Origin of the sequence: Marinobacter sp. F4206 (assembly GCF_019392195.1) — a bacterium.
Taxonomy (GTDB): Bacteria; Pseudomonadota; Gammaproteobacteria; order Pseudomonadales; family Oleiphilaceae; genus Marinobacter.
On the sequence record NZ_JAHXKI010000002.1, the window covers coordinates 538,429 to 553,115 of the forward strand.

15 protein-coding genes are annotated in these 14,687 nt (G+C 58.3%); 7 read left to right on the forward strand and 8 right to left on the reverse strand.

The genetic code is table 11. The features are described 5' to 3' along the window. Positions 1-10 precede the first annotated feature (10 nt). Entirely contained in the window at positions 11-1,840 is a 1,830-nt protein-coding gene (locus KZO34_RS04725; protein ID WP_219473884.1) for a long-chain-acyl-CoA synthetase, read from the forward strand. Positions 1,841-2,008: 168 nt separating this feature from the next. On the opposite strand, the gene KZO34_RS04730 is transcribed toward KZO34_RS04725, so the two are convergent. Continuing rightward, positions 2,009-2,989: an NADPH:quinone oxidoreductase family protein gene (locus tag KZO34_RS04730; protein WP_219473885.1), complete on the reverse strand. Its 981-nt coding sequence runs from the start codon at positions 2,987-2,989 to the stop codon at positions 2,009-2,011. 152 nt (positions 2,990-3,141) lie between these two features. Further along, positions 3,142-3,708 (reverse strand): BLUF domain-containing protein, encoded by a 567-nt coding sequence (locus tag KZO34_RS04735; protein ID WP_219473886.1) that lies wholly within the window; start codon positions 3,706-3,708, stop codon positions 3,142-3,144. Positions 3,709-3,974: 266 nt separating this feature from the next. On the opposite strand from KZO34_RS04735, the gene KZO34_RS04740 reads away from it, so the two are divergent. From KZO34_RS04740 to KZO34_RS04755, 4 genes are read left to right on the forward strand one after another with little or no spacing between them, the layout of a single operon-like run. Next, positions 3,975-5,273, forward strand: a complete 1,299-nt coding sequence (locus tag KZO34_RS04740; RefSeq protein ID WP_219473887.1) for an NCS2 family permease — start codon at positions 3,975-3,977, stop codon at positions 5,271-5,273. Between the two features lie 31 nt (positions 5,274-5,304). After that, positions 5,305-5,847 carry an adenine phosphoribosyltransferase gene (locus KZO34_RS04745; RefSeq protein ID WP_219473890.1) on the forward strand — a complete coding sequence of 181 codons (543 nt, stop codon included), beginning with the start codon at positions 5,305-5,307 and terminating at the stop codon, positions 5,845-5,847. A 22-nt stretch (positions 5,848-5,869) separates the two neighbouring features. Then, positions 5,870-6,532: a fumarylacetoacetate hydrolase family protein gene (locus tag KZO34_RS04750; protein WP_219473893.1), complete on the forward strand. Its 663-nt coding sequence runs from the start codon at positions 5,870-5,872 to the stop codon at positions 6,530-6,532. 47 nt (positions 6,533-6,579) lie between these two features. After that, the gene (locus KZO34_RS04755; protein WP_219473895.1) at positions 6,580-7,893 is read left to right on the forward strand and encodes an ABC1 kinase family protein; all 1,314 of its coding nucleotides are present in this window, start codon (positions 6,580-6,582) and stop codon (positions 7,891-7,893) included. Between the two features lie 6 nt (positions 7,894-7,899). On the opposite strand, the gene KZO34_RS04760 is transcribed toward KZO34_RS04755, so the two are convergent. From KZO34_RS04760 to KZO34_RS04775, 4 genes are all read right to left on the reverse strand, one after another. Continuing rightward, on the reverse strand, positions 7,900-8,367 hold the full coding sequence (locus KZO34_RS04760; RefSeq protein WP_219473897.1) for a hypothetical protein: 468 nt from the start codon (positions 8,365-8,367) through the stop codon (positions 7,900-7,902). A gap of 14 nt (positions 8,368-8,381) precedes the next feature. Beyond that, a complete protein-coding gene (locus tag KZO34_RS04765) occupies positions 8,382-8,762 on the reverse strand; it encodes a DUF6152 family protein (protein WP_219473899.1) in 381 nt (126 codons plus the stop codon). 80 nt (positions 8,763-8,842) lie between these two features. Continuing rightward, positions 8,843-9,520: an SIR2 family NAD-dependent protein deacylase gene (locus KZO34_RS04770; protein WP_219473900.1), complete on the reverse strand. Its 678-nt coding sequence runs from the start codon at positions 9,518-9,520 to the stop codon at positions 8,843-8,845. After that, entirely contained in the window at positions 9,520-10,923 is a 1,404-nt protein-coding gene (locus tag KZO34_RS04775; protein ID WP_219473901.1) for an FAD-binding oxidoreductase, read from the reverse strand. The genes KZO34_RS04770 and KZO34_RS04775 overlap by 1 nt, the downstream gene beginning before the upstream one ends. Positions 10,924-11,115: 192 nt before the next feature. Here KZO34_RS04775 and serA point away from each other — a divergent pair, with 192 nt between their 5' ends. Both serA and KZO34_RS04785 read left to right on the forward strand, forming a co-directional pair. Next, the gene (gene serA, locus KZO34_RS04780) at positions 11,116-12,345 is read left to right on the forward strand and encodes a phosphoglycerate dehydrogenase (RefSeq protein WP_219473902.1); all 1,230 of its coding nucleotides are present in this window, start codon (positions 11,116-11,118) and stop codon (positions 12,343-12,345) included. A 192-nt stretch (positions 12,346-12,537) separates the two neighbouring features. Continuing rightward, entirely contained in the window at positions 12,538-12,822 is a 285-nt protein-coding gene (locus KZO34_RS04785) for a sll1863 family stress response protein (RefSeq protein ID WP_219473903.1), read from the forward strand. 95 nt (positions 12,823-12,917) lie between these two features. Here KZO34_RS04785 and KZO34_RS04790 read toward each other — a convergent pair whose 3' ends face one another. Continuing rightward, the gene (locus KZO34_RS04790) at positions 12,918-13,574 is read right to left on the reverse strand and encodes an OmpA family protein (protein ID WP_219473904.1); all 657 of its coding nucleotides are present in this window, start codon (positions 13,572-13,574) and stop codon (positions 12,918-12,920) included. Positions 13,575-13,593: 19 nt separating this feature from the next. Further along, positions 13,594-14,625 (reverse strand): alpha/beta hydrolase, encoded by a 1,032-nt coding sequence (locus KZO34_RS04795; protein WP_219473905.1) that lies wholly within the window; start codon positions 14,623-14,625, stop codon positions 13,594-13,596. Positions 14,626-14,687 lie beyond the last annotated feature (62 nt).

A 14,687-nucleotide genomic window follows, 5' to 3' on the forward strand; every position in this document is an offset into this window, starting at 1 on the left:
GAAGAACAGAATGAGCAACAACAGCGTTTCTGCACTGGATATCGCCCGCCGACTGCCGGGCATCATGCGACGTTTCCCGTCAATTGCCCGCGGCTATTACTATTATGCGGTCAAGGATGAAAACCGGGAGCTAACCCTTGGCACCCTGATCGAACGCAACGCCGAACGCCACGGTCAGCGGCCTGCCATACTGTTTGAAGATCGGGTAATTACCTGGAGCGAGTTCAATGGCTGGGCCAACCGCATCGCCGGTTTCCTTCAGGCCCAGGGCCTGGTCAAAGGCGATGCCATTGCGGTCTTCCTTGAGAATCGCCCTGAATTACTGGCGGTTGTGGCGGGGGCGGCCAAACTCGGTGTGGCTTGCGCCATGCTCAATACCTCGCAGAAGGGCAAGGTGCTGGAACACAGCATCAACCTGATCGAACCGAAGATGGTGGTGGTCGGCGAAGAGTTGATCCCGTCATTTGACGGGGTGAAAGGCAACCTCAGAACCAGCCATTCCCATCCGTTCCTGTTCGTTTCCGACCTTAATACCCTGAATGCCTTCGGAGAAGCCCCCGAAGGCTACGTCAACATGGCAGAGAAGGTCAGCACCTTTAACAGCGACAACCCCGTTCTCTGTGATCCGCCACGAATGGGTGACACCGCCATTTACCTCTTTACGTCGGGCACAACGGGCCTGCCCAAGGCCGCCCCGGGGTCCCATCGAAAATTCATCAAGGCCTACGGCGGCTTCGGCCTGATGTCCCTGGCGATGGAACCTGAGGACGTCCTGTACTGCACCCTGCCGCTCTACCACGGCACTGCACTGCTGGTTTGCTGGGGCTCGGTGCTGGCCGGCGGCTCCGCCATTGCCCTGCGCCGCAAATTCTCCGCCAGCGCCTTCTGGGACGACGTCCGCCACTATCACGCCACTACCTTTGGTTACGTGGGTGAACTCTGCCGATACCTCCTGAACCAGCCCCCCAGTGACCAGGACCGGGCCCATGGCCTCACCAAGATGGTCGGTAACGGCCTGCGCCCCTCAATCTGGCGGGAATTCAAGGAACGCTTCGGCATTGAAACCGTGGCCGAACTCTACGCCTCCAGTGAGGGCAACATCGGCTTCAGCAATTTCTTCAACATGGACAACACCGTCGGCTTCTCCACCGCGCCATACAAGCTGGTGAAATTCCACGATGGCACCCGCGACCCGGTTCGCAATGCCAAAGGCCATATGGAGCCGGTTGCCAAAGGCGAACCGGGGCTGTTGATTGGCGAGATCACCAAGAAGTGGTCGTTCGAGGGCTATACCCAAAAGGACGCCACCGAAAAGTCCATCCTCCGCGACGCCTTCAAGAAAGGCGACGCCTGGTTCAACACCGGCGATGTCCTGAAGGAAATCGGCTGTGGGCACCTGCAGTTCGTGGACCGCATGGGCGACACCTTCCGCTGGAAGGGCGAAAACGTCTCGACCAACGAGGTAGAGAACATCATCGATGGCTCCGGCATGGTCGAGGAGGCCATCGTGTACGGTGTGGAAGTTCCGAAAACCAACGGCAAGGCCGGCATGGTGACGCTGGTTCCACACAGCAACGGCAACGAGTTCGACGTCAACAAGCTGTTCGCCTATTTAAAGGCCAACCTGCCCGCCTACGCCATCCCGGTGTTCGTGCGGGTGACCCGTGCCATTGAGAAAACCGGCACCTTCAAGTACCGCAAGGTGGATATTCAGAAAACCGGCTACTCACTGGAGCAGTCCAATGACGAGGTGTTTGCCTGGTTGCCGAAAACGCAGGAGTACACGCAGCTGACGCCTGAGCTTGTTGCGGACATTGATGCTGGGAAGGTTAATTTCTGACTCTTGGCGGTTACTGTCTGTTTCCGGCCCTAGCCTTTTGGCTTTGGAGTTAGCCATGCCGGGGTGGCCCTCCCAAAAACCGCTACGAGCACGTCCATGTGCGCTTGTTTCGGGCCATCCATGGCCCTCCACTTTTTTGGGAGGGCCACCCCAGCACGGCCTGCAAAGTTAAGAGCCGACCTTCAACACCACCTTGCCGGTTGCACGGCGCTCAGTCAGTGCCCCCAGAGCCTTGGCATAGTCTTCGAATTCGAACACCTCACTGATCTTCGGATCAATCTTGCCCTCGGCGTACAGCTTCATCAGTTCCATCATGTTCTGGGCGCTGGCCTCGGGTTCACGCTGAGTAAAGCTGCCCCAGAACACGCCGACCACGGAACAGCCCTTGAGCAGGGTCAGGTTCGCCGGAACCTTGGGGATCTCACCCGCCGCAAAACCGATGATCAGGTGGCGGCCATTCCAGCCCATGGCCCGGAGCGCCTGCTCGGTGAAATCACCACCGACCGGATCGTAGATCACGTCCACACCCTTGCCGTTAGTCAGGTTCTTGACCGCTTCCTTCAGCGGCTCCTCGCTGTAGTTGATCAGTTCGTCAGCGCCGGCGTCTTTGGCAATGGCCAGCTTCTCGGCAGAACTTGCCGCAGCAATCACGCGGGCGCCCATGGCTTTGCCCAGCTCCACGGTCGCCAGACCCACGCCGCCGCTGGCACCCAGTACCAGCAGGCTCTCGCCGGGCTGGAGGTTGGCGCGTTGCTTGAGGGCATAATAGGAGGTGCCGTAAACCATGGTGAACGCGGCCGCCTTTTCATCGGACATGCCATCGGGGACAGGCAAGAGATTCTGCTCTGGAACAATCACCTCTTCGGCGAAGGACCCGTAACCGGTCAGGCCCGCCACGCGGTCACCGGGCTTGAAGCGGGTAACCTTCTCACCAACCTCAATCACCTCGCCCGCCATCTCGCCACCCGGAGAAAACGGCATGGAAGGCTTCAACTGGTACTTGCCTTCGATGATCAGGGTGTCCGGGAAGTTAAGGCCGGCGGCTTTGACCCGCACCTTCACACCGCGTCCTTTCACTTCCGGGCTGGGAACGTCTTCGATAACCAGCGTATCCGCCGGACCGTATTCCTTGCAGAGGATGGCTTTCATGGAAACTCCTGTAGCAACATTGTTTTTGGAGACGAGACAGGCCAAGGATCTGCCTGATTTTCAGTACCCGTCAAGCTAAACAGTGTCGCTCCATGAAGCAAATAAAGATCTCTTATCTAAATTTATAAGCCGGATTTATTCAGCTACCCCTTTCAGAGCATGGATCCGGCGACAAACAGAGCGCCCACCAGACCGAGGGCTGCAACGATCAGGCCCGTGCGCAACCCGGCAGAAAACGCCTGAGGCTTGGTTTCGTTGGCCTCTGTTTCATCATAGTTGATGAGTTTCTGGTCCTGACTGGACTCCCGAATCAACTGGATCATCTCTTCGCATTGCTGGGCGTTAAACGAGGCCGGATCGAAACGGGTTAGCCCATGTTTTGCCAGAAACCGGCGCACATCGCTCGAGAGCGGCACGTATTTCATGGACCAGTTGCTGAAAGTCCGCGTTTCCAGGGGCTCTTCAATCAGCGTGATGATGTTCTTGTGCCGACTGTCTTTCTGGATTCTCTGGTAGGTTTCCAGGACATCCTTCTCTTCGCCCTCAAGGTACTGAAAAAAGCGGTTGTCACCGTAATACAGCCCCCCGACCAGGTCGCATTTTCCGTTGTTGCGTCGGGACGTCATCAGAATCCGGGCAACGTGGGGCTCGACCCCTTTTTCCACCGACTTGGCTTCAAAAGTGGCTTCACTGGCATAGGCCAGGCGCATCAGGGACATATCAGTTACTCCGTACAGCAGGATAAAAGTAAACTGGGTACAACATACGCGGCGATGCGCCATTGCGGATCACAGGGGCGCCGCCCCGCCAGCGGATTCCTTTACAAAGCTAATTCGCCTCCTTATTGATAGTGAACTGTCAATCATCCCTTGGCCTCAGGGCCGTCAGCCGGTAAGATTGCCGTTTTTTCACGCAATTCACGTTTTCCGTTCGACACTGATCCCCAACTCCCAACTTTTGGCATCCTGAGAGGCAGACTCCCGTCATGCTTGAACGACTGTTCCAACTCCAGGCCCACGGCACCACCGTTCGCAAAGAACTGGTGGCGGGCATCACGACCTTCCTGACCATGGCGTATATCATCGTGGTCAATCCAAGCATCCTGTCATCGACGGGCATGGACTTCGGCGCCGTCTTCGTTGCCACCTGCCTGGCAGCTACCATCGGCACCCTGATCATGGGCCTCTGGGCCAACTACCCCATTGCCCTCGCCCCGGGCATGGGGTTGAACGCCTTTTTCTCTTTCACCGTTGTCGGCAGCATGGGTTACAGCTGGCAAGTCGCGCTCGGCGCCGTCTTCCTGTCGGGCCTGATCTTTTTCCTGCTCAGCATTCTCAAGGTTCGCGAGTGGATCATTAACAGTATCCCGATGTCCCTGCGTTTCGGGATTTCAGCCGGTATCGGCTTTTTCCTCGCACTGATCGCCCTGAAAAACGCCGGTATCGTGGTCGATCACCCCGCCACGCTGGTTGGGATGGGTGAGATCAAGGCGGCCGAAGCCCTGCTGTTCTTTGGCGGCTTTGTGCTCATTTGCGCACTCTCGTTCCGGCGGATAACCGGCGCGGTGATGATCGGCATCATCGCCGTCACACTGATCGCCATGATGCTGGGTATGATCGAATACAAGGGCTTCGTTTCCGCACCGCCGAGCCTGGCGCCCACCTTCATGCAACTGGACATTGCCGGCGCGCTCAACGTGGGCATGATCAGCATCGTCTTTGCCTTTCTGTTCGTCGACCTGTTTGACACCTCCGGCACCCTGATTGGCGCCGCCCAGCGTGGCGGCCTGCTGGACAAGGAGGGCAAGCTGCCCCGCCTGGGCCGTGCGCTGATGTCGGATTCGGTGGCGACCATGTCCGGCGCGGCGCTGGGCACATCGACCACCACCAGCTACATTGAATCCACGGCCGGCATTTCTGCCGGTGGTCGCACCGGCCTGACAGCCGTGGTGGTCGCCGCACTGTTCCTGGCCTGCCTGCTGCTGTCACCCATCGCCAGCATCATCCCGGCCTATGCCACAGCGCCCGCCCTGCTGTACGTCGCGGTGCTCATGACCGGCGGCCTGAAACTGGTCGACTGGGACGACATTACCGATGCGGCGCCTGCCGTCGTTACGGCGCTGATGATGCCGCTGACTTTCTCCATCGCCAACGGCATCGCCCTGGGCTTTATCACCTACGCCATTGTGAAAGCCCTGAGCGGTCGCTGGTCTGACCTGAACGCCAGCGTTGTGACCATCGCCGTTGTATTCGTGCTGAAATTCATCTTCCTGGACGCGGCCTGAGCCGCGTCCAGAACGATAAACCGGATCTGTCATGGATTATTTCTCGGAAAGCATCAAGAAGGCCATCCGCACCGTGCCGGACTGGCCCAAGCCCGGCGTGGCCTTCAGGGACATCACCACGGTCCTGCAGGACAAGACCGCGTTCCGCAAGCTGATCGACGCCTTTGTCCACCGCTACCACGGCCATGAGATCGATGCGGTGGCGGCGGTCGACGCCCGCGGCTTTATCATTGGCTCGGCGCTGGCCTACGAGCTGAACGCCTCTCTCGTGCTGGTGCGAAAGAAGGGCAAGCTGCCGTTCGACACCCTGGTCGAGGACTACGAGCTGGAATACGGCACCGCTTCCGTCGAACTGCACAAGGATGCCTTTAAAACCGGCGACAAAGTGGTTCTGGTCGACGACCTGATCGCAACCGGCGGCACCATGCTGGCGGCCACTCGGCTGATCCGCCGAATTGGTGCAGAGATTGTCGAAGTGGCGGCGATGATTGACCTGCCGGACCTAGGTGGCTCCCGCAAGCTTCAGGACGAAGGGCTTCAGGTTTATACTGTCTGCTCGTTCGACGGAGACTGAACACAGCAGACAGGAGGCGGTTATGCAGGATTACCAACATCACTGGAAGGATGGCACGCCCGTGCACCTGCCGCTCGGGAAGATCGTCTGCATCGGCCGCAATTACGCGGAACACGCCCGGGAGCTGGACAACCCGGTGCCTGATGAGCCGCTGCTGTTTATCAAACCGTCAACAGCGGCGGTGCACATTACCCGCCCCCTCACGCTCCCCCGCAATCAGGGGGAGGTGCATTACGAGACCGAACTGGCGGTGCTGATAGGACGCCCGCTCACCAACGCCTCGGCAAGCGAGGTGGAAACCGCCATCCTCGGTTACGGCCTCGCGTTGGACCTGACTCTCCGAGACGTACAAACCACGCTGAAAGAAAAAGGGCACCCCTGGGAGCGCGCCAAGGCGTTCGACGGCGCCTGCCCATTGTCTCCGTTCGTTGCCAAAGAAAAACTGCACACGGAGAACAACCACTTCACCCTGGACATCGACGGCGAACGCCGACAGACCGGGGATACCCGCGAGATGCTCAACCCGGTAATCCCGCTAATTACCCACATCAGCAGCCTGTTTACGCTGTTGCCGGGTGATGTCGTGCTGACAGGCACCCCCAAGGGCGTTGGCCCACTGAAAACCGGCCAGACGCTGTCACTGGAACTGGAAGATGTGCTGTTCGTGGAAACCAAAGTGGTTTAACGTGCAGCATCAGCAAACCTATCTCCGGTTAAGGACGTACATCTGGCATGGCAAAAAAACCGGTAACCTCCCGACGTGGGCGATTTCTGAAACTCGCAGGCATGACTGCATCCGTCGCCGGTCAGTATGCTGGCCAGCGGGCGCGCCGGATATTTCGTAGCGAGAATGACGAAGGCGCCCAGAGCGAGAGCTATACGCGGATGGCCGGACAGATTGCCGACACCCTGGGTGAGCTGAAAGGCGCGGTCATGAAGGTGGGGCAGATTGCCTCCCAGACCCAGGATTTTCTTCCGAAGGAATTCTCCGACGCCCTGCAGACGCTTCAGAAAGAAGCTCCGCCCATGCCTTTCGAGGTGATCGTTGAGCAGATTGAATCGGAGCTGGGCAAACCCGTTCCAGAGCTCTTCGAATACCTCCAGGAGAAGCCCTACGCCGCCGCCTCAATCGGGCAGGTTCACCGTGCTCGCCTGTATGACGGCACCGATGTCATCGTGAAAGTTCAGTATCCGGGCGTGGACGAATCCTGCGACTCGGACCTGAAACAGCTGCGAATGACGCTCAAGCTCGGAGGGCTTCTGAAGATGCCCAAAGAGGCCGTGGATCAGCTGTTTGGTGAGATCAGGGAACGGCTCAAGGAAGAACTCGATTACGTCAACGAAGCAGAGAACATCCGGTTGTTCCGGACGTTTCACGAGAACGATGACTGGGTGATCATCCCGTCCGTGATCGACAGTCACTCGACCCGGCGGGTGCTGACTCTCGAGCTGGTCGAAGGCGACCATGTCAGCGAGGTCACGCCCGATCGCTATGATCAGGAGACCATCAATCTCATTGGCCAGCGCATCTTCACCACCATGGCCGACCAGCTATTCCGCTTCCAGTGCATCCACGGGGATCCCCACGCCGGCAACTTCGCCTATCGGCCGGACGGCTCGATCATCATGTACGACTTCGGCTGTGTGAAAAAACTGAAACCGGGAATTGTCGAGTCCTACCGCAAGGCGCTGGTTGCCGCGCTGAAAGAGGATTACCGGGCGCTCGACCGCCATCTTATCGATCTGGGTGCCCGGGTAGAAAGCCAGCCTGCCGTGGACGAAGCCTATTACGCGATGTGGCGCGACATCCTGATTGTCCCCTTCGATCAGGACGAACCCTATGATTTTGCCGAGGCGGACCTGCACAAACACGTAGCGGCGAAGACCAGCACCGTCTTCAAGTACCTGGATTACTTCAAGCCACCGGTGGAAAGTATCTTTATTGACCGGATGATTGCCGGCCACTACTGGATGCTCAAGCGGCTGGGGGTACAGGCAGCGTTTCGGGCCGAACTCGAAAGGTACCTCGAGACAACACCCGGATAACCGGCCTCAGAAATAGCCCACCAGACGGCCAAGCAGCAGTGCCATTATCCATCCGCAAAGAGAAATCAGGGCGCTCGCTCGCAGGCCGGCAGTGACGCCACCATTCTCCACCACGGAACCGTAACGGGCCATCACGACAGCAATATTCACCAGGCTCGCCAGGATCACCAGCAACTTCGACTGGAACCAGACGGACTCAAGGTAATCGGACGCCCGGGTGAGAAACAAAAGGCTTCCGGTGACAATAGCCAGCGCCAGCCCCGTAGCAGCGGACACCCTCAGCACACGCCAGAACGGCGCCAGAGGCAGGGCCTTCCAGAGTCCCAACAGCCTCAGATCCAGAGGCACAATCCCGCCCACCAGAAGGGCGATCCCGAGAATGTGCCCGGCGTTAACCAACGGATAAAGCCAAACCGATTCCCCCAGGGCCTGGGCCAGAGCCGTCTGTTCAAGCGCGCGAACAAATTCCGGCATCCCAACGGGACCGGTCAGGACGGCCGATCCGGGTAGAGAGCATAGTCCTGACCATTGATCACCAGGCGTTCGGCCTTGACCAGGCGCTCACCCTCTTTGGCAGAGCGATGCCCGTGGACGGTCACTTCACGCCCCTCCGACAGCAGGTCCGCCGTCAGTCCCGCGCGCTCGTTGCGCCAGGGTTGACCCACCTCGATCAGCCACCTCTCACCATCCACCTCAAGAGTCACTTCACCGTGGGGGTTGCCAAGACGCTTGGAAACTACGGTCCCGGTAATCTCGAATTCCTGATCGGTGGCCCAGCCCCAGCCATGGTGGGCTGTCACCAGACCGGAACCGAACAGGAGAAAAACAGGAAAAACGAACCAGACAATTGAACGAACGCCACGCAGCATGGATCTGCCCTCCCGGAGATGCGTACTCACCTGAGATTAGCCCAGGACCGGGATATGAGACAGCAGGAAGCCCCGCGGGTTCAGGGCAGACCCGCGACCCAATCAGCTACGCCCTCGCAGGCACCTTTGCAGATGAACCGGGCCCGGGACACCGAGGCCGGTTCGCCGGGGTCTACGACGGTAATGGGAATTTCCCGGTCCACCTCGTACACCAGGCCAGCGGCTGGATACACCTGCAGCGAGGTACCCACAATCAACAGCTGGTCGGCAGAGCGCACCACCTCCGCCGCTCTGTCCAGCATCGGAACCTCTTCACCGAACCAGACGATGTGGGGTCGAAGCTGGGCACCGCGCTCGCAGGTGTCGCCCTGGCGGATATCCCGATAGCCAATGTCGTAGACCAGCTCCGGGTGCCGGGAACTGCGGGCCTTGGTGAGTTCACCGTGGAGATGGATCACATTGCTGGATCCGCCGCGCTCATGCAGGTCATCCACGTTCTGGGTGACCACGGTCACCCGATACCGGGATTCCAGCTCTGCCAACAGGCGATGCGCCTGATTGGACTGCGCGGATTCAAGCTGGCGGCGGCGATCGTTGTAGAACCGCAGCACCAGCTCCTGATTGCGGGCAAACGCCTCGGGCGTGGCCACGTCGTAAACACTGTGCTCCTCCCACAGCCCGCCGTTATCACGGAAGGTGGAGAGTCCGCTTTCGGCACTGATACCAGCGCCGGTGAGTACGACGATATGGTTTTGCATCAGTCGAAGATCTTCCCGGGGTTCATGATGCCCGCAGGGTCAAACACCTGCTTGATGCCTCTCAGGTAGGCAATTTCTGACTCGCTGCGGGTGTACTGCAGATAGGGCTTCTTGGTCATGCCCACGCCATGCTCGGCCGACACACTGCCCTGGTAGCGCTCGACAATCTCGAACACCCACTTGTTGACCTGCTGGCACTTCTCGAAGAAGTCCTCTTTGGCCATGGCTTCAGGCTTGAGGATATTGAGGTGCAGGTTGCCATCGCCAATATGGCCGAACCAGATGATTTCGAAATCCGGGTAGTGTTCGGTCACCACGGCATCGATTTCCTCGAGGAATCCGGGAACCTTGGAAACCACCACGGAAATATCGTTCTTGTAAGGCGTACGGGGCGCGATGGATTCTGAAATCCGTTCCCGCAACTGCCACAGGTTCTGGGCCTGGGTTTCACTCTGGCTGATGACGCCGTCGAGCACCCAGCCATTCTCGACGCATTGCTCGAACAGGGACATCGCATCGTCCATCACCTGATCGGAAACGGCTTCAAACTCCAGCAGCGCATAGTATGGCGCCTCGGTCTCGAATGGCGCCTGAACCTGTCCGTGAGCCAAGACATGCCCCATGGCCTGGTGCGAGAAGAACTCATACGCGGTCAGATCGATCTGCTTCTGGAAGGTCTGGAGTACGTCCATGGTGTTGGTCAGATCGTTCAGACCCAACACCAATACGGTCAGGTTATCGGGCTTTCGGGAAAGCTTCATGGTGGCTTCGGTGATAAAGCCCAGCGTTCCTTCCGCACCAATGAACAGATGGCGCAGGTCGTAGCCGGTGTTGTTCTTGGCCAGATCCTTGTTGAGGTCGAGAACGTCACCCTTTCCGGTGACCACCTTCAGACCCGCGACCCAGTCACGACTCATGCCGTAGCGAATGACCTTGATGCCACCGGCGTTCGTGGACAGGTTGCCGCCCAGCTGACTGGACCCCGCCGACGCGAAATCCACGGGATAGTAGAGACCGTTCTCTTCGGCAAAGTTCTGGAGCTGTTCCGTGACCACACCTGCCTGACAGCGAACCGTGCGGTCGCTGGCGTTGAATTCCAGAATCTGGTTCATGTTATCGAACGCGACCACCACCTCGCCGTTAGCCGCAACCGCGCCGGCACTCAAGCCGGTTCGACCGCCCGAGGGTACCAGGGCCACCTGATTCTGATTGGCAAACTGTACCAGGGCCTGAACCTGTTCGGTGGTCTTGGGCAGAACAATTGCCACCGGCTCCGGAGGATAGATTTTGGTCCAGTCCTTGCCGTAGTTCTCAAGATCAGCGGGGTCAGTCAGCACCTTACCGGCGTTGTCACCGGAAGCCACCAGCTCTTTCAGGGAAGCAATGATCTGTTCGGAATTCATGAATGCGTCAGTCTCGTCAAGGTTGGTCCGGAGGCCTGAAAACCGGCGGTTTTCGGAGCAGTTGATTCAGGCAAACCGGCGCGCTGTGAAATTCTGCGTTTATGGTATCATACCGCCCCTGTTCTGTGAGCCAGCCCTGACGATCACTGGCCACAGGTCATTTCACGTGACGAAAGGTTCGGAAGCAAGCCCATGTCAAATACGTCTCTCGAAAAGAGCAAAATCCGGATCCTGCTGCTGGAAGGCGTGCATCAATCTGCCATTGATACCCTGAACGCTGCAGGCTACACCAACATCGAGTATCTGACTCACTCGCTGGCCGAGGAAGACCTGATTGAGAAGATTGCCGATGCGCACTTCGTTGGGATTCGCTCGCGCACCCAGCTGACCGAGAAAGTATTTGAAGCTGCCAACAAGCTGGTGGCCGTGGGCTGTTTCTGCATCGGCACCAACCAGGTCGACCTGCAGGCCGCGACCCGTCGGGGTATTGCCGTTTTCAACGCACCCTTCTCGAACACGCGCAGTGTGGCCGAACTGGTTCTGGCGCAAGCCATCCTGCTGCTGCGCGGCGTGCCGGAGAAGAGTGCCAAGGCCCATCGCGGTGAATGGCTGAAATCCGCCAAGGACAGCTACGAGATCCGTGGCAAGAAACTGGGCATCATCGGGTACGGCAACATCGGTACGCAGTTCAGTGTGCTCGCCGAAGGACTGGGCATGGACGTCTACTTCTATGACGTGGTGTCCAAGCTGCCGATCGGCAACGCGACTCAGGTAGGCACCCTGCAGGAACTGCTCAACATCGCCGACGTGGTGAGCCTGCACGTGCCGGAAACCCCGGCCACGAAATACATGTTCAAGGCGGAGCAGTTCGCACAGATGAAGCCGGGCTCCATCCTGATGAACGCTTCGCGCGGCACCGTGGTCGACATCGATGCGCTTGCCGACGCACTGCAGAGCGGCAAACTACTGGGCGCCGCGATCGACGTTTTCCCGGTAGAGCCAAAGTCGAACACCGAAGAATTTGTCTCACCGCTCCGTGAGTTCGACAATGTCATCCTGACCCCGCATGTCGGCGGCTCAACCATTGAAGCCCAGGAAAACATTGGCCGCGAAGTAGCCGAGAAGCTCGCCATGTACAGCGACAACGGCACCTCCGTTTCCTCGGTCAACTTCCCGGAAGTGGCACTGCCGTCTCACCCGAACCAGCACCGTCTGCTGCACATCCACGAGAACGTGCCGGGCGTGATGTCCGAAATCAACCAGGTGTTCTCGGAGAACGAGATCAACGTCTGTGGCCAGTACCTGCAGACCAAGGAAGACATTGGCTATGTCGTCGTCGACGTCGACAAGGAATACGGCGAGCTGGCGCTGGAAAAGCTGCGTCAGGTCAAGGGCACGATTCGCTGCCGGGTCCTGTTCTGATCAGGGCTTAACACTGGAAAACCGGAGCCATGGCTCCGGTTTTTTTTATGCCTAACAGGCCAAAGCCCGGCAAACGAGAGCAGCTTCACCAAACTTTAATCCGCCTGCCCTTGAGATTACCGACACTGCGTCCATGCTCTAGGTAGTGATACGAAACACATTCATTGGCGTGTCACCGCACAGGAGGTATCCATGTCCCTGAAAGATTCACTGCAGCGCAAACTGGAAACCCAGACCGAACACTGGAGCAAGCAAATCGACAGCTTGCGCGCAGATGCCGAGACCAAGATGGCAAAAGCGAAGGACGACCAGGCCGAGGCCGAAGTCCAGAAGGAGTTCTCGGAAAAGATCCAGTCTCTGGAAGATCAGATCGAGACCGCCCGCACGAAGCTCAACGAGCTCAGGGATTCAGGCGAAGACCAGCTCGCCGACCTGAAGAAACGTATCGACGACTGGCTGCCCAGCAACACCAACTGAGTGTTGCCCACTCGAATCCATAACGGCCAAAGCAGGCACAAAAAAAGCGCGGCAACCGAAGCTGCCGCGCTTTTTTTCCAGCCTTGATACCGGTATTACTGCATCGGTACCAGGGTCAATTCCACCCGACGGTTCTGCTCGCGACCTGCGGCATTATCGTTGGATGCAATGGGGTAACGCTCTCCGTAGCCGACGGCACGGGTACGCTTGGGCTCGATACCGCGATTCAGCAGGAAATCCCGAACCGAACCGGCCCGACGCTCGCTCAGCAGCTGGTTGTAGCTCTGGGAGCCGGAGCTGTCAGTATGGCCTTCGATCTGGATAATGGTCTTGTCGAATTCCTTCAGGACCAGTGACACGGAATCCAGCGTGTCGGTGAACGACGGCTTGATCGAGGACTGGTTCAGGTCGAAGGTGATGTTACCGGGCATGATCAGCTCGATCTCATCGCCATTTCGAACCACACGTACGCCGGAACCTTCAAGTTTGCGACGCAGTTCAGCTTCCTGCTTGTCCATGTAGTAGCCAATGCCACCGCCGACCGCGGCACCACTGGCTGCACCGATCAGGGCACCCTTGCCCCGGTCACTTTTGCTCGAAGTCGCTGCGCCAATAGCCGCACCGCCCAACGCACCAATGATACTGCCCTTGGTTGCGCTGGAGGTTTTTTCTTCACCGGTGTACGGATCGTAGGTCATACAACCGCCAAGACCCACGGTCGCCACCGCGAAAGCAAGAATCGTCTTTTTCACAGCATTCTCCTGTGCTTGTTTATTCACGGCCTGCCGGGGCATCCCCAACAGTCTGCGCCGCCTCGTTCAAAAACGTGTCAATGATGGTATTGAATACCGTCGCCTGCAAATCCTGAGCTTCGTTCACTAAATGATGACGACCGTCAGGGATTCTGAGTTCCTCGACCGAGGAAAATTTGTTGCGAATAATTCGCAGATTGTGCTCCCAGTCCACGGTCAGGTCCTTTTCACCCTGAATCACCGTGATCGGGAAATCCACCGGACGCGCCGATTCTATGTGAGGCACCCAGCTGCGCAGCGCGCTCACCCAGTCCACGTGTACGGCCCTCGCCTGCAGCGGATCATGCTCGCGCAGAAAACTCAGGAAACGAGAGTTGCTGCTGTTATCCGAAAACGCCCGGCGCCATCGGGTGATGAATGGCTTCATCAGGCTGTGAAGCACCTTTGCACCAAGCCAGCCAACCGGACGGACCAGGGGCGCCAGCAAGACCACACTGCGGAACGCCGACGTGTCCCGGGAAAGGTGGTTGGATAACAGGTAATCAATCAGGATCGCCCCTCCGGTACTCTGGCCAACCGCGAACCAGGGATCACGCACCTTGGTTTTCACGTGGTTCATGACATCCGACAGCACACTCTGGTACTCAAGGAAACTCCCGATGGCCGCTGGCGTTCCACTGGACAACCCATGACCCGGCTGATCGTAGGCCAGAACGTCGAACCCCGCCCCGAGGCACCGATCAATGAGCTGGCTGTAAAGTCCAACATGGTCAAAATAACCATGAAGGATAAAGACCGTGCCCCTCTGACTGGAGGATTCGGGCAGCCGGTAGTAGTGAACCATGACCTGGTGGCGACCCGCCTCAACGTAGCCCTGGTGATAACTCACTTCCGGGTGCTCCACCCACAGGTCCAGACCATAGAACCGGCAGTAGGCAACCATCTCGTCACCAAGCTCTCTTGGCGCGGCGGGATCAAACGGCTCCAGTCGATCCAACAGGGAATGCCTGTCCCAATCCGGGATTTCTATGGTATCTGTTTTCCAGTACACGTAGAGTTAAACGCCTGTCATGATTGATTAATAAGCAATTTGATCTGCAATCCTAACGCATA